Origin of the sequence: Nesterenkonia sp. AN1, from assembly GCF_000582475.1 — a bacterium.
GTDB classification, from domain to species: domain Bacteria; phylum Actinomycetota; class Actinomycetes; order Actinomycetales; family Micrococcaceae; genus Nesterenkonia; species Nesterenkonia aurantiaca.
Genome location: NZ_JEMO01000005.1, coordinates 31,387 through 47,464, shown reverse-complemented (window position 1 = coordinate 47,464; position 16,078 = coordinate 31,387). Strand labels below are relative to the sequence as shown.

Below are 16,078 nucleotides of genomic sequence, written 5' to 3'. Positions count from 1 at the left end.
GGCTGATTCTGTCATGCCGCTCCGGTCAAACGTGGGGCAAGGCTCTGGCTAAAGTGAGGCCCATGAGTTCTGCCTACACCGCAGCGGCCCCCCGCTCCCCGCTGGTCTGGGTCTTTCTGCTGCTGCTGATGCTCGCCTCGGGTGCGGCGATCCCCGCCCAGGGCCGGGTCAATGCTGCGCTGACCACAGAGATCGGCGACCCGGTCCTCGCCGCGACCATCAGCTTCAGTGTGGGCAGCGTCATCTTGCTGCTGGTGACCTTCGGCACCGGCCGCGGAAGGCGGGCACTCGGTCGGGTCGCCCCGGCGGTGCGCGAGGGGCGGATCCGCTGGTGGTACTTCCTGGCCGGCTGCGTGGGCGCCTATTTCGTGCTCACCCAGACGCTGAGCATCGGGCTCATCGGGGTCGCGGTGTTCACCGTGGCGGTGGTCACCGGGCAGACCCTGGGCGGGCTGCTCTGGGACCGGATCGGGCTGGGACCCGCCGGACGGATGCGGCTGAACCCGTTCCGGGTCGGCGGTGCTGCGCTGACCGTGCTGGCGGTGCTCTGGGCGGTCTCCCCACAGCTGGTGGCCTCCGGGCAGGGACCCGCCTGGCTCGCCCTGGTGCTGCTGCCGCTCTCCGGTGGCTTCCTGCAGGCGGCACAGCAGGCGATCAACGGCCGGCATTCGGCGGCCTACCAGTCCCCGGCCCCGGGGACGCTGTTCAACTTCCTCGCGGGCACGCTGTTCCTGCTGCTGGTCTGGGCGGGCAAGGCGGTGGTCAGCGGGGTGGATCCGGCGCTGTCGCTGACCTGGTGGCACTACCTGGGCGGACCGCTGGGGATCATCTTCATCGCCCTGGGTGCGCTGCTGGTCACCCGGGTCGGGGTGCTGATCGCGGCGATGGGCATGATCGCCGGGCAGCTGCTGGGCTCGCTGCTGCTCGACGTGCTGCTGCCCACCCCCGGCTCGCTGGTCACCACCGCGACCGTGCTGGGGACCGGGCTGACCCTGCTCGCGGTGGTCCTGGCCTCGCTGCCGGACATCCTGCGCGGCCGCCCCGGGCCGAAGTCCCGAGCCTGAGGTCCTGAGGCTGAGCCTGAGGTCGAGGCTGAGGCTGAGGCTGAGGCTGAGCCTGGGGCTGGGGCCGAGGCTGAGGCCGGGGTCTGCGGTCCGGCGACCGAGCCGTATTCGAGCCCGGTGCGTGCGCGCGATAAGCTGACGCAATCTGTGTTCATCCCCGTTCTACCTGAGGTGTATCTGCCACATGGCCAAAGAGACCGCACTCGACAAAGTCATCTCCCTGGCGAAGCGCCGCGGCTTCGTGTTCCAGTCGGGAGAGATCTACGGCGGCACCCGCTCTGCCTGGGACTACGGACCCCTCGGGACGGAGCTCAAGGAGAACATCAAGGCCGAATGGTGGCAGACCTTCATCCGCGGCCGCGGCGACATGGTCGGTCTGGACTCCGCGATCATCCTGCCGCAGGCCGTGTGGCATGCCTCGGGCCACGTCAAGACGTTCTCCGACCCGCTGGTCGAGTCGCTGCACACCCACCGCCGCTACCGCGCCGATCACCTGATCGAGGCCTATGAGGCCAAGCACGGGCACCCGCCGGAGAACGGCCTCGCCGATATCCGCGACCCCGAGACCGGCCAGCCCGGCAAGTGGACCGAGCCGCAGCAGTTCTCCGGCCTGATGAAGACCTTCCTGGGCCCGGTGGATGACCAGGAGGGGCTGCACTACATGCGCCCCGAGACCGCCCAGGGCATCTTCGTGAACTTCAACAACGTGGTGACCTCGGCCCGAAAGAAGCCGCCCTTCGGCATCGGGCAGATCGGCAAGGCCTTCCGCAACGAGATCACCCCCGGCAACTTCATCTTCCGCACCCGCGAGTTCGAGCAGATGGAGATCGAGTACTTCACCCACCCGGATGAGGCCGACGAGTGGTTCAAGCACTGGGTCGACGCCTGCTACAACTGGTTCACCGATCTGGGTCTGAACCCGGAGAACCTGCGCAAGTTCGACGTGCCCGAGGACGACCGCGCGCACTACTCCGCCGGCACCATCGACCTGGAATACCGCTTCGACTTCGCCGGCTCCGCATGGGGCGAGCTGATGGGCGTGGCCAACCGCACCGACTATGACCTGAACTCCCACACCGAGGCCTCCGGCGCGAAGCTGCAGTACTTCGACCAGGCCAGCGGCACCCGCTACACCCCCTACGTGATCGAGCCCTCCTTCGGCCTGACCCGCGCCATGATGGCGTTCCTGGTCGACGCCTACACCGAGGACGAGGCGCCGAACACCAAGGGCGGGGTGGACACCCGCACCGTGCTCAAGCTGCACCCGAAGCTGGCCCCGGTGAAGGCCGCGGTGCTGCCGCTGTCGAAGAAGCCCGAGCTGGCCGGGGTCTCTCAGGACCTGGCCCAGCAGCTGCGCCAGCACTGGAACATCGACTTCGACGATTCCGGAGCCATCGGGCGCCGCTACCGTCGCCAGGACGAGATCGGCACCCCGTTCTGCATCACCGTGGACTTCGACACCCTCGAGGACCAGGCGGTCACCATCCGGGACCGCGATGAGATGACCCAGGAACGGGTCTCGCTGGACAAGGTCCAGTCCTACCTCGCGGTGAAGCTGCTGGGCTGAGCCGGCGGCAGGGCGGCGCGCGCTTTGTCCGGGCGCGGGTGCGGGACTACCATTACTTGTTTGGTCTGAACGACATCTACTGCTCTCGTCTAAGGAAATGTGATGAGTACTGAGCGCGACGTCGCGGCTCACCCCGTGAACCCGGCCCGGCTGACCCTGGACTCCGGCCTCACCGTGCGGCCCTGGGCCGACGGCGACGACCTGAAGCTGCTCCAGGTCTGGGGAGACCCGGAGAGCTCGATGCACCACCAGGACCGCAGCCTGCTGCGGCCCTCCTCCAACGAGCCCTGGTCCCGCTGCATCGTGGCCGAGGACGCGGGTCTGCCCGTGGCCGCGGCGACGATCTTCCGCTCCTCGCTGCACCCGGACCGGCTCTCCTTCTACGCCGAGGTCGCGCCGGACCATCGCCGTCGCGGCGTCGGCGCGCAGATGCTGCAGATCCTGGAGGCGGAGGTCCCCAACTGTGCGGTCCAGTCGCTGAAGGCCCGGGTGGCCAAGCGCTCCGCCGCCCAGTGCTTCCTGAAGGACAACGGCTTCACCAAGATCCAGGCCTCCCGCCAGGTGGTCGTCCAGCCGGGCGCGATCTCGCTGCCGGATCTGGACAGCGCGGGACTCGATCTCGAAGACCTCGCCACCGGATCGGTGGAGCTCACCAAGCTGGTCGCGGACTTCTACAACACCGTGCACTCCTGGGACCGCGCCGAGATGACCATCGGCAAGGCGCAGCAGATGCTGCTGGGCCCGGAGACCGGCGCCTCGGGGGCCGTGGTGCTGCGCGACACCTCCGAGGGCGGAGGCAACGGGATCCTGGCCTTCGCGATCAGCTACACCTCCGAGCGCACCGACGAGCCCGCCGACGTGCTGCTGGGCTGGAACACCGCACTTCAGGACCCCGACGCCGAGACCGCCTGCCGGGCGATGCTCGCGCTGCTCTCGGCGCACTTCCCGGTCAAGGTCGAGGTCGACGACGCCATGGTGCCGCTGAAGACCGTCACCGATGAGCTCATCGCAGCCGGTGAGGCCGAGTACGACTTCGAGGCGCTCATCTACGCCAAAGACGCAGCCTGAGCGGGGAGCCGATGACCGTCGAGGCCACCGAGGCCACCGAGACCGCCGCGCCCGGTGCCGCCGCCGCGCCGGGCTCCCCGTCGAGCACCGCGCTGCTGCCCCCGCTGAACCTGGGACCGATCACGGTGCAGACCCCGGTGGTGTTGGCACCGATGGCCGGGATCACCAACACCGCCTTCCGGCGGCTCTGCCGCGACTACGGCGGCGGACTCTTCGTCAATGAGATGGTCACCGCGCGCGCTGGTGGAGCGTCGGCCCGAATCGCTGCGGATCATCAAGCATGAACCCGACGAGGTCCCACGCTCGGTGCAGCTCTACTCGGTGGACCCGGTCACCACCGGCCACGCGGTGCGGATGCTGGTCGAGGAGGGCCGGGCCGATCACATCGACATGAACTTCGGCTGCCCGGTGCCCAAGGTCACCCGCAAGGGCGGCGGCTCCGCGCTGCCCTGGAAGATCCGGCTCTTCGAGTCCATCGTCGCCACCGCGGTGCGCGAAGCCGCCAAGGCGAACATCCCGGTGACCGTGAAGATGCGCAAGGGCATCGACGAGGACCACCTGACCTTCATCGAGGCCGGCAAGGTCGCCCGAGACTCCGGCGTGGCCGCGGTGGCATTGCATGGGCGCACTGCCCGGCAGCACTACTCCGGGCAGGCCGACTGGTCCGCGATCGCCGCGCTGCGCGAGTCTCTGCCTGACATCCCGGTGCTGGGCAACGGGGACATCTGGTCCGCTGAGGATGCCCTCGCGATGGTGGAGCAGACCGGGGTGGACGGCGTCGTCGTCGGCCGCGGCTGCCAGGGCCGACCCTGGCTCTTCGGTGATCTCCAGGCCGCCTTCGAGGGCCGCGCGGAGCGGCACCGTCCGGATCTGCCGATGGTCTCGGCCACCCTGTTGCGCCACGCGCAGATGCTGGTCCCGTACTTCGACGGCGACGAGCGCAAGGCCATGCAGGACATCCGCAAGCATGTGGCCTGGTACTTCAAGGGCTACGCGGTGGGCTCGCAGCTGCGCACCCAGCTGGTGGCCGTGGAGTCCATGGCCCAGCTTGAAGACCTGCTCGGCCAGCTGGACCAGTCCCTGAGCTACCCCGGGGCCGACGCCGAGGGCCCGCGCGGCCGCGCCGGATCACCCAAGAAGGTGCACCTGCCGCAGGACTGGCTCGAGTCCCAGGAGCTCAACGAGGTGCAGCGCGAGATGATCCAGGCCGCAGAGGTCGACATCTCCGGCGGATAAGGTTGGGTCCATGACTGCGCAGAACGTGGAGCGAGTAGAGGGCGGCTACGCGGCCCTGCGTCCGGGATACACCGAGGCCGACGAGGCCCGCTGGGTGCCCGAACACGGCAAGTCGGTGTACCGCTCCAGCTTCGAGCGGGACCGGGCCCGGCTGCTGCACTCCTCTGCGCTGCGCCGGCTCGGCGCGAAGACCCAGGTGGTCTCGCCCGACGTCGATGACTTCTCCCGCACCCGGCTGACCCACTCGCTGGAGGTCGCCCAGGTGGGCCGGGACCTTGGCCGGCTGCTGGGCTGTGACCCCGACGTCGTCGACGCCGCCTGCCTCTCCCACGACCTGGGCCATCCGCCCTTCGGGCACAACGGGGAGACGGTGCTCAACGCGCTGGCCGCGCCGCACGGCGGGTTCGAGGGAAACGCCCAGACGCTGCGGCTGCTGACCCGGCTGGAGACCAAGCGCTTCCACCCCGACGGCCGCTCCGCCGGGCTGAACCTGACCCGCGCCTCGCTGGACGCCGCGGTGAAATACCCTTGGCGCGCCGATGAAGCCCCGACCCTGCCCGATGGCAGCCGCAGTGCGAAGTTCGGCGCCTACGAGGACGACGTCGAGGTCTTCACCTGGATCCGGGAGGGGGTCGAGGGTCGGCGCAAGTCCATGGAGGCCCAGGTGATGGACGCCGCGGACGATATCGCGTATTCGGTGCACGACATCGAGGACGGCGTGGTCAACGGCCGGTTCCAGCTGAAGTTCCTCGCCGACCCGCTGCAGCGCCGTCGCGTGGTCCAGACCACCCGGGACTGGTACCTGCCCGAGACCGACCCGGCCCGGATCGAGGCCGCGCTGGATCGGCTCTCCACGGCAGATTCCTGGGTGGGGGAGTCTGACGGCTCGCGCCGGGCGCTGGCCGCGCTGAAGAACATGACCAGCGAGCTGATCGGGCGGTTCTCCCACGCCATCTTCTCCGCCACCCGCGAGCTCTACGGCGACCGCCCGCTGGTCCGTCACGAGGCTGACCTGGTGGTCCCGGAGGAGACGATGGAGGAGGTCTCGCTGATGAAGGGCATCGCGGCGACCTACATCATGGCCTCCCGCGAGCAGAAACCGGTCTACGCCCGGCAGCGCGAGGTCATCGAGGGTCTGCACGGGCTGCTCAGCGAGACCGGCGACCAGTTCCTGGAACCGCCCTTCCAGGCCGACTTCCATGCGGCCTCCGATGAGGCGGCACGGCAGCGCGCGATCATCGACCAGATCGCCTCGCTCACCGACGGCGCGGCGCTGGAATGGTACGCCACCCTGGTCCACGGCCGCCCGGTCTTCAACCGCCTCTTCGCCTGACTCTCCCGGTGGAGGTGCGGCCTTCTTCTCGTTGAGGGGCGGACCTCTCCCCGTTGAGGGGCGGATTTTCCGGGCATCTCATGCGGCTGGACCCCTGAACTACTCGGAGAATCAGCCCCTCAACGAAATCGGGGAGCGGCGCTACTTGCCGATGTCGCCGAGGACGACGTCGAAGGCTGCGAACAGCTCCTCGGCCTCCACGAAGAGGTTCAGATCCGGTTCACCGGCTCCCATCGCGATCCGCCCGGAGATCGATTCATCGGCGTAGACCGGCCACATCTTCCCCTCGGGGGTGTGGGCGCCGAACGGCGTGATCGTGCCGGGGTGATACCCGGTGGCCGCCACAGCCTCCTCCGGCGCGGTCATCGACATCTTCTTCATCCCCGCCAGTCGGCGCAGCTTCGCCCAGTCCACCTGCTTGTCCCCGGGGATCAGCGCCACCACGTAGCTGTGCTCGGTGGAGGACTGGGTCAGTTTGGCCTTCGCGACCAGGGTCTTCACGATCTCCCGCGGCGAGACCCCGAGGTTCTCGGCGGCCTCCTCCAGGGAGGAGGCGGGTCCGCGCTGGACGAATTCAAGGGTCACCGCGCGGGAATCGGCGTCGGCCTGCACCCGCTCACGTCCGGAAAGCTCAGTCATGCTCCCCAGCCTAACGAGGTGCCGCCCGATCCTCCGCGTCGAGCCGATCATCCGGGTCGCTGCACAGCGCCGCACCCCTGGCCGGCCGCATTCCACAGGGCCGAAGACCGCCGCCGCCATTTGGCCCCGCCGAGTAGATTAGAGCCATGGCCGGACTGATCAAACGTGAAGACATCGATGCCGTCCGTGAGCGCGCAGACCTTCGCGAGGTCGTCGAGCAGTATGTGACGCTCAAGGGTGCCGGCATCGGATCCTGGAAGGGCCTGTGCCCCTTCCACGACGAACGCTCCCCGAGCTTCCACATCCGCCCAGGGGTCGGGACCTTCCACTGCTTCGGCTGCGGGGAATCCGGAGATGTGATCGCGTTCCTGATGGGCATGGACCACACCAGCTTTCAGGAGACCGTGGAGAAGCTCGCCGGCCGGCTGGGCATCGAGCTGCGCTACGAGGACGGCGGCAAGGGCCCCGACAAGGCAGAGATCGGGCGCCGCCAGCGGCTGCTGGACGCGCACAAGATCGCCGATGAGTTCTTCCAGGCCGCGCTGCAGAGTCCCGAGGCGCAGACCGCCCGCGAGATGCTCACCGGCCGCGGCTTCACCCGCGAACACGCCGCCCAGTTCTCCGTAGGCTACGCCCCCAAGGGCTGGGACAACCTGCTCAAACACCTGCGCGCCAAGGGCTTCACCGACGAGGAGCTCACCGAGACCGGGATGTTCTCCTCCGGCGGGCGCGGCATCTACGACCGTTTCCGCGGCCGGCTGATGTGGCCGATCCGGAACATGACCGGCAACACCGTGGGCTTCGGTGGCCGCCACCTCTACGAGGACGACAAGGGCCCGAAATACCTGAACTCGCCCGAGACCGCGATCTATAAGAAGTCGCAGGTGCTCTACGGGATCGAGCACGCCAAGCGCCACGTCGCCAAGCAGCGCCAGCTCGTCGTGGTGGAGGGATACACCGACGTCATGGCCTGCCACGTGGCCGGGGTCGAGACCGCGGTCGCGACCTGCGGCACCGCGTTCGGCGAAGGCCACATCCGGATCGCGCGCCGGCTGATCTCCGATGAGGGCGGCGCCGGTGAGGTGATCTTCACCTTCGACGGCGATGCAGCCGGCCAGCAGGCGGCGCTGAAGGCGTTCAAGGAGGACCACATGTTCCTCGCCAAGACCTTCATCGCGGTGGGCCCCGAGGGCATGGACCCCTGCGACATCCGTCAGCACCGCGGCGATGACGCGGTGCGTGAGCTGATCAACTCCAAGACCCCGCTCTTCGAGTTCGCCATCCGGGCCAAGCTGCGCGAATTCGACCTCAACACCATCGAGGGCCGGGTCGGCGCGCTGCGAGCCACCGCCCCGATCGTCGGTGCGATCAAGGACCCGGCCATGCGCCCGGCGTACACCCGTGAGCTGGCCGGCTGGCTCGGCGCCGAGATGGACGACGTCGCCCGCGCGGTCGCCTATGCGCAGAAGCACCAGCCCTCGCCCCACCTGGAGGCGGAGAAGGCCGCCGCGAACAACCAGGGCCAGCCGAATCAGCGTCAGGGAGACCAGCGCAGCGGCAGCCCGAGCCACGGCGAGCAGGCCGGGGAGCAGCTGCGCCGCAGCGCCCCGGGCTACCCGCGCCCGGACACCCGCGACCCTGCCGTGCTCATGGAACGCCAGGCGCTGGAGGTGATCCTGCAGCACCCCACCCACCTCACGGCAGAGCAGTGGGAGGAGATCTTCACGGTCCGCTTCACCGCACCGGTGCACCAGGCCATCCACGACGGCGTGCGGATCGCCGCCGCCTCCGCCTCGGACCCGCGGAACTGGGTCCAGGCGGTGCGTGACGAGGTTCCGGAGCCGATCAAGTCCTTCGTCTCCGAGCTCGCCGTGACCTCGCTGCCCACCAACAGCGACGAACATCTGGAGAAGTACTGCCAGTCCATCCTCAACCGGCTGGTCGAGCTCAAGATCACCCACCAGAAGGCCAACCTGCTGGGCCGGCTGCAGCGCATGGACGCCTCGCGCAATCCCGAGGAGCACCAGGCGCTGAACCGCGAGCTGATGGAGCTGGAGCACCGCCGTCGGGCGCTGCGAGAAGCGGAATGGGGCTGACCCGCGGCACCTTTCCGTCCAGCCGGATGACGGCCGACTTCGAGGCAGCCACCAGGCTTGATAACGTGTTGCCTCGGACACAGTGAGCGCAGCCAGGTCGGGGCGCCGCCGCTGTCCCGGACGTCCAGACGTCATTGCAGCTCAGAAGCAGGACAAGTTCATCAGCGTGACGATGGGGTCACGTGAAGCATCCGAGAAGGAGATTCACATGCCCCAGGAAACACCCGCCCCTGCGCAGGCGAGCTCGCCGGCCACCGGCAGCATCACCCGTGTCCAGGCCACCCATGAGGTGCCCGAGGCGATGCGCCGCGACGTCAGCCTGCTCGGCGGTCTGCTCGGCCAGGTGCTCCAGGAGTACGGCTCCGAGGGTCTGCTCGCCGACGTCGAGGCGCTGCGGGAGCTGACCATCGCCGCGCTCGAGGACACCAGCGGCGAGACGCTGGAACGCGCCGAGGAGCTCGTCTCCTCCTTCTCCGCAGAACGGGCCAAAGAGGTCGCCCGCGCCTTCACCTCTTACTTCCTGCTCGCGAACCTCGCCGAGGAGCAGCACCGCGTGCGCACCCTGCGCACTCGCGACGGGGAGCTCCCGCTCGCGCAGCAGCAGCCCAGCGACTCGGTGGCCGCGGCCTTCACCCACCTCGCTGCCGAGGTCGGGGAGCGCGAGGCCGAGCGCCGGCTCAAGGAGCTGCGCTTCCACCCGGTGCTCACCGCCCACCCCACCGAGGCCCGACGCAACGCGATCACCGCCTCGGTCCGTCGCATCGGCGCGCTTCTGGACGTGCGCGATGATCCACGGGTCGGACCCACCGAGCTCGCCAAGAACCGCCGCGAGCTTCTCGAAGAGATCGACAACATGTGGCGCACCGCGCAGCTGCGCGTCTCCAGCCCCTCGCCGCTGGACGAGGTCCGCACCGCGCTGGGAATCTTCGACTCATCCTTTTCCTCGGTGTTCACCCAGGCCTACCGCCGGATGGACGACTGGCTCCAGGGCGAGGCCTCCGGCGCGCAGGCGCCCAAGGCCCCGGCCTTCATCCGACTCGGGTCCTGGATCGCCGGAGACCGGGACGGCAACCCCAACGTCACCGCCACGATCACCCGCAAGGCCGTGGCCCAGGCCGCCGACCGGGTGCTGGCAGACCACGAGGAACGTGCGCGCCGCACCGGCATGTCGCTGACCCTCGATGACCGCTACACCCGGCCGAGCCGCAAGCTCGAGGCGCTGTGGAACCGGCAGCGCCAGCTCTCCGAGGAGCTCGCCGAGCAGGCATCCCAGCACTCCCCGGGGGAGCCGCACCGCCAGGTGCTGCTCGCGATCACCGGCCGGATCCAGGCCACCCGGGAACGCAACGCCGACCTGGCCTACGCGGTGCCCGAGGAGCTGATCAATGACCTGCGCGTGGTCCAGGACTCGCTGGTGGAAGCCGGCGCGAACCGGGCCGCCTATGGCGACCTGCAGGAGCTGATCTGGCAGGTCCAGACCTTCGGCTTCCACCTCGCCGAGCTCGAGGTCCGTCAGCATTCCAAGGTGCACGCCCAGACCCTGACCTGGCTGCAGGATCCCAAGTCGGTGGAGAAGATGGCGGTGCCGGGGGAAGAGGTGCTCGAGACCTTCCGCGCGATCGCCTCGGTGCAGCAGCGCTACGGCGTGGACGCGGCCCGACGCTACATCGTGTCCTTCACCCAGTCCGCGCAGAACCTCGCCGATGTCTACACGCTCGCCGAGAAGGCCCTCGGCGGCCCCGAGAACGCCCCGGTGCTCGACGTCATCCCGCTGTTCGAGACCTACGAGGACCTGCGCAACGCCCCGCAGATCCTCGAGGAGATGCTGACCAACCCGGCCGTGCAGGCCCGGCTGGAGCAGACCGGCCGGCGCATGGAGGTCATGCTGGGCTACTCGGACTCCGCCAAGGACGTCGGCCCGGTCTCCGCGACCCTCGCCCTGTATGAGGCGCAGGAGAAGATCTCCGCCTGGGGGATCAAGCACGACATCACGCTCACCCAGTTCCACGGTCGCGGCGGCGCGCTGGGCCGCGGCGGCGGACCTGCGAACCGGGCGATCCTCGCGCAGCCCCCGCACTCGGTGGACCTGCGCTTCAAGGTCACCGAGCAGGGAGAGGTGATCTCCGCGCGCTACGGCAACCCGGAGATCGCGCTGCGCCACATCGAGCAGGTCGCCGCCGCCACGCTGATGGCCTCTGCGCCCTCGACCGAGCGGCGCAACGCCGAGGCGGCCCAGCGCTACGCCGGGCTCGCCGAGAAGATGGACGCCGTCTCCCGGGAACGCTTCCATGGACTGGTCAACGCCGAGGGCTTCGCACCCTGGTTCGCCGAGGTCACCCCGCAGGACGAGGTCGGGCTGCTCGCCATCGGCTCCCGTCCGGCCAAGCGCGGACTCTCGGTGGAGTCCCTCGAGGACCTGCGTGCGATCCCGTGGAACTTCGCCTGGGGCCAGGCGCGGATCAACCTCACCGGCTGGTACGGCCTGGGCAGCGCCCTGGAATCGGTGCAGGACCTTGCGCAGCTGCGTCAGGCCTACGCTGAATGGCCGCTGTTCCGGGCCCTGATCGACAACATCGAGATGTCCCTGGCCAAGACCGACCGGCGCATCGCCGAGCGGTACCTGGCGCTGGGGGACCGCGAGGACCTCACCGCCGTGGTGCTCGAGGAGTTCGACCTGACCTCCAAATGGGTGCTGGCGATCACCGATCAGTCCCGGCTGCTGGAGAAGCATCAGGTCCTGGGCCGCGCGGTGCAGCTGCGCAACCCCTACGTGGACGCGCTCTCGCTGATCCAGCTGCGCGCCCTGCGGGTGCTGCGCTCGGGCAAGCTCGCCGACGAGGAGATCGATGATCCGCGCAACCTGCTGCTGATCACGCTCAAGGGCGTGGCCGCCGGTCTGCAGAACACCGGCTGAGCCGGCCTCGGGTTGCGGCAGGACCCAGGTGGCTAGGATTGGGGGATGACAGTCTCCTCGGCGAACCCCCTGATCAATCCGGACCTCGACCCCGCGCAGGCCGATCCGCATCTCTGGCTTGAAGAGGTCACCGGGGACCGCGCGCTGGACTGGGTGCGCGAGCGCAACGCCCGGGCCGAGGAGCGGATCCAGGACGAGTCGTTCGACCCGCTGCGCACGCAGCTGCGCGAGATCCTCGACGCCTCCGACCGGATCCCGGGGGTGACCAAGCGCGGCGAGCACCTCTACAACTTCTGGACCGACGCGGAGCACCCGCAGGGACTCTGGCGACGCACCACCGAGGACTCCTACCGCAGCGAGACCCCCGAGTGGGAGACCCTGCTGGACCTGGACGCGCTCAGCGCGGAGGAGGGCGTGACCTGGGTCTGGCACGGCGCGGAGGTGCTGCGCCCGCACAGCGGCAGCGAGTCCGAGACCGCTGTGTGGCGCCACACGCTGATCTCGCTGTCCCCGGGCGGCTCCGATGCCGACGTCACCCGTGAGTTCGATCTGGTGACCCTGCGCTTCGTCGAGGAGTCGGAGGGTGGGTTCCACCGTCCGCAGGGCAAGGGCGGACTGAGCTGGATCGACGCAGACACCGTCTATCTGACCCACGACGACGGCGCTGAGGCTGTCACCAGCTCCGGCTACCCGAGGGTGGCCCGGCGCTGGCACCGCGGCACCCCGCTCACCGAGGCCAAGGCGGTGCTCAGCGTCGAGGCGGACCATATGACCGCCGTGGTCGGATACGACAGCACCCCCGGGTTCGAGCGGCACTTCGGGCTGCGGCTGCTGGGCTTCTACGACCGGGAGACCTATCTGATCGACGCTGACGCGCAGGACGCGATGACCCGGATCGAGGTGCCCACCGACGTCTCCGTGGGCTTCCACCGGGACCTGATCCTGCTGCGCCCGCGCACCGACTTCACCCACCACGGGGTGGACTACCGCGGAGGCAGCCTGATCGTCGGCGACGCCGCGCGGTTCCTCGCCGGTGAGCCCGAGCTGCGTGTGCTCTTCGAACCCACCGAGGCGGCCGCGCTGCTGGGCGTGACGCTCACCCGCGACTCCGTCCTGGTGACCATCCTGGAAGACGTGATCCACCGGGTCGAGGCCCACTGGCGCGACGCCGGCCAGTGGCGGGTCGGCGCCGCCTTCGGCGAGCTGCACGGCTCGCTGAGCGTGGCCGCGGTGGACGAAGAAGAGTCCGAGGAGGTCTGGGTCACCAGCAACGACTGGATCACCCCCACCAGCCTCTACCGCGGCAGCCTCGAGGGTCTGCGCCGGGGGCAGCCGGTGTCCCTGGAGCTGATCAAGCAGGCGCCGGAACGCTTTGAGGCCGATGGTCTCGCCTCGGTGCAGAGCTTCGCCACCAGCGAGGACGGCACCCGCGTCCCATACTTCCTGATCGGCCGGGCCGACGCGGTCCAGGCCGTGGAGACCCCCGACCCCGCCACGGTGCCCGGGGCCGCCCAGATCGCAGGGCCCGAGCCGCACCCCACCATCCTCTACGGCTATGGCGGATTCCAGATCTCGCAGACCCCGAGCTATCTCGGGCTCGCGGGCAAGGCGTGGCTGGAGGCCGGGGGAGTCTTCGCCGTGGCGAACATCCGCGGCGGCGGAGAATACGGACCCGGCTGGCACCACGCGGCGCTGAAGGAGAACCGGCACCGCGCCTATGAGGACTTCGCCGCCGTCGCGCGGGACCTGGTGAGCACCGGGGTGACCACCGTGGAGAAGCTCGCCTGCCGCGGCGGCTCCAACGGCGGACTGCTCACCGGCAACATGCTCGCCCAATACCCCGAGCTCTTCGGCGCCGTGGTGATCCAGGTGCCGCTGCTGGATATGCGCCGCTTCGCCCAGCTCCTCGCCGGGGCCTCCTGGCGCGCGGAGTACGGCGACCCGGAGACCGCCGACTGGGAGTTCATGCAGAGCTTCTCGCCGTATCACCTGGTGGCCCAGGGCGTGGACTACCCGCCGGTGCTGCTGACCACCTCCACCCGGGACGATCGGGTGCACCCCGGGCACGCCCGGAAGATGACCGCCGCGCTGGAGCAGCTCGGCGCCGATGTCACCTACTGGGAGAACACCGAGGGCGGCCATGGCGGCGCGGCGAACCCGGAGCAGCAGGCGAGGATGAACGCGCTGATCTACCGCTGGCTCTGGCAGCAGCTGGGCTGAGAGGGGGTTCCCTTCCGCCGTTGGAAGACTAAACTGGAGCCGTCCAAACCGGCGTCGCCGTCTCGTGCGGCGGGCGCCGCAGCAGAACGGATCAGCACCAATTCCAGGGAGGATCGCCGCGCATGAGTGTGCCAGCCATTGAGACGCGCGGGCTGGTCAAACGGTTCGGCAGCACCGCCGCGGTGGACGGGATCGACCTGAACATCGCGCAGGGCGGCATCTACGGCGTGCTGGGCCCCAACGGGGCCGGCAAGACGACGGCGATCCGCATGCTGGCCACGCTGCTGCGCCCCGACGCGGGGGAGGCCCGGGTCCTGGGCCACGATGTCTTCACCGAGCCCAAGACCATCCGCGAGAAGATCGCCCTCACCGGGCAGTTCGCCTCACTGGACGAGGATCTCACCGGGATCGAGAACCTGATGCTGCTGGGTCGGCTGCTCGGCTATACCTCCCGCCAGGCCAAGGTGCGCGGGATGACCCTGCTGGAGGCCTTCGGCCTCACCGAGGCCGCCGGCCGCCAGGTCAAGAAGTACTCCGGGGGCATGCGCCGACGCCTCGACATCGCGGGCTCGCTGATCGTGACCCCGCAGCTGATGTTCCTGGATGAACCCACCACCGGGATCGACCCGCGCAGCCGCAATCAGGTGTGGGACATCATCCGCACTCTCGTGGCGGGCGGCACCACGATCCTGCTGACCACCCAGCATCTGGAGGAAGCCGACCAGCTCGCTGACCGGATCGCGGTCATCGACACCGGCAAGGTGATCGCCGAGGGGACCCCCGGGCAGCTCAAGGCTCAGGTCGGCACCGGCGCGCTGAAGGTGCGGGTGGCGGACCCGACCCGCCGTGAAGAGGCCGCCGAGATCCTCGGACGCACCCTGATGACCGAGGTCATCCGCGAATCAGACCCCTCGGCGCTGACCGTCCGGCTCGAAGATGAATCCCGCGCGGCCTCGGCGCTGCTCGCGCTGCAGGACTCCGACCTGGGGGTGGAGACCTTCGCGCTGGGCCAGCCCAGCCTGGACGAGGTGTTCCTCGCCCTGACCGGCCACAAGACAGCTCACGAGGCGACTGACGGGGAGACCGCAGACGCACAGGAGGAGGCGGCGTGACCACCACGGCGCGGGACCAGAGCCAGCGGATCAGGAGCGTACTGGTCCCGGCAGATCACGCCCGGCCCCGGCGGGCGCGATCAGCGCCTCGCTGACCTATGGCTGGCGTGCGCTGCTGAAGATCAAGCACATCCCCGAGCAGCTCTTCGACGTCACCGTCTTCCCGATCATGATGACCGTGATGTTCACCTACATCTGCGGCGGAGCCATCGCGGGCTCGGTGGACGGCTACGTCCAGTTCCTGATCCCCGGGATCTTCGTGCAGACGATGATCATGATCACCATGTACACCGGCCTGACGCTGAACCGCGACATCTCCAAGGGCGTCTTCGACCGGTTCCGCTCGCTGCCCACCTGGCGCCCGGCGCAGCTGGTGGGCGCGCTGCTCGGGGATCAGATCCGCTACATCCTCGCCGGCACCATCATCCTCGGCGTGGGCTTCGTGATGGGCTTCCGGCCCGAGGGCGGCATGACCGGGGTGATCACCGCGTTCGTGCTGCTGCTGGTGTTCAGCTTCAGCCTCTCCTGGGTCTGGACGGTGATCTCGCTGCTGGTGCGCACCGAACAGGCCGCCATGGGCATCTCGATGTTCATCATGATGCCGCTGACCTTCGCCTCGAACATCTTCGTGGACCCCGAGACCATGCCGAGCTGGCTGCAGGGCGCCGTGGAGGTCAACCCGGTCTCGGTGGTGGTGACCGCCATCCGCGAGCTCATGGCCGGCGTCGGACAGTTCTCCAGCGTCACCCTGGTGCTGGTCTACTGCGTGGTGCTCATCGGGGTCTTCGGCCCGCTCTCGATGTACTTCTACAACCGCAAAAGCTGAGCC

At 69.1% G+C, this 16,078-nt stretch carries 10 protein-coding genes and 1 pseudogene; 10 read left to right on the top strand and 1 reads right to left on the bottom strand.

What is annotated here, in order from left to right; all coding sequences use genetic code 11:
* The first annotated feature begins 62 nt into the window (after positions 1-62).
* From BG28_RS03515 to BG28_RS03495, 5 genes and pseudogenes are all read left to right on the top strand, one after another.
* Positions 63-1,064 (top strand): DMT family transporter, encoded by a 1,002-nt coding sequence (locus BG28_RS03515; protein WP_036474307.1) that lies wholly within the window; start codon positions 63-65, stop codon positions 1,062-1,064.
* Between the two features lie 184 nt (positions 1,065-1,248).
* Positions 1,249-2,631: a glycine--tRNA ligase gene (locus tag BG28_RS03510; RefSeq protein ID WP_036474305.1), complete on the top strand. Its 1,383-nt coding sequence runs from the start codon at positions 1,249-1,251 to the stop codon at positions 2,629-2,631.
* Positions 2,632-2,733: 102 nt separating this feature from the next.
* The gene (locus tag BG28_RS03505; protein WP_051500930.1) at positions 2,734-3,699 is read left to right on the top strand and encodes a GNAT family N-acetyltransferase; all 966 of its coding nucleotides are present in this window, start codon (positions 2,734-2,736) and stop codon (positions 3,697-3,699) included.
* A gap of 11 nt (positions 3,700-3,710) precedes the next feature.
* Positions 3,711-4,935 (top strand): annotated as a pseudogene (gene dusB / locus BG28_RS03500) (tRNA dihydrouridine synthase DusB).
* A 10-nt stretch (positions 4,936-4,945) separates the two neighbouring features.
* Positions 4,946-6,268, top strand: a complete 1,323-nt coding sequence (locus tag BG28_RS03495) for a deoxyguanosinetriphosphate triphosphohydrolase (protein WP_036474303.1) — start codon at positions 4,946-4,948, stop codon at positions 6,266-6,268.
* 141 nt (positions 6,269-6,409) lie between these two features.
* On the opposite strand, the gene BG28_RS03490 is transcribed toward BG28_RS03495, so the two are convergent.
* Entirely contained in the window at positions 6,410-6,907 is a 498-nt protein-coding gene (locus BG28_RS03490; protein ID WP_036474301.1) for an aminoacyl-tRNA deacylase, read from the bottom strand.
* Between the two features lie 146 nt (positions 6,908-7,053).
* Here BG28_RS03490 and dnaG point away from each other — a divergent pair, with 146 nt between their 5' ends.
* From dnaG to BG28_RS03465, 5 genes are all read left to right on the top strand, one after another.
* Entirely contained in the window at positions 7,054-9,003 is a 1,950-nt protein-coding gene (gene dnaG / locus BG28_RS03485; RefSeq protein WP_036474300.1) for a DNA primase, read from the top strand.
* A gap of 208 nt (positions 9,004-9,211) precedes the next feature.
* Positions 9,212-11,917: a phosphoenolpyruvate carboxylase gene (locus BG28_RS03480; RefSeq protein WP_036474298.1), complete on the top strand. Its 2,706-nt coding sequence runs from the start codon at positions 9,212-9,214 to the stop codon at positions 11,915-11,917.
* 45 nt (positions 11,918-11,962) lie between these two features.
* Positions 11,963-14,137, top strand: coding sequence for a prolyl oligopeptidase family protein (locus BG28_RS03475; RefSeq protein ID WP_051500929.1), 2,175 nt, complete (start codon positions 11,963-11,965; stop codon positions 14,135-14,137).
* 122 nt (positions 14,138-14,259) lie between these two features.
* Positions 14,260-15,249 (top strand): daunorubicin resistance protein DrrA family ABC transporter ATP-binding protein, encoded by a 990-nt coding sequence (locus BG28_RS03470; RefSeq protein ID WP_036474296.1) that lies wholly within the window; start codon positions 14,260-14,262, stop codon positions 15,247-15,249.
* Positions 15,209-16,075: an ABC transporter permease gene (locus BG28_RS03465; RefSeq protein ID WP_152539191.1), complete on the top strand. Its 867-nt coding sequence runs from the start codon at positions 15,209-15,211 to the stop codon at positions 16,073-16,075. The genes BG28_RS03470 and BG28_RS03465 overlap by 41 nt, the downstream gene beginning before the upstream one ends.
* The last annotated feature ends 3 nt before the right edge of the window (positions 16,076-16,078 follow it).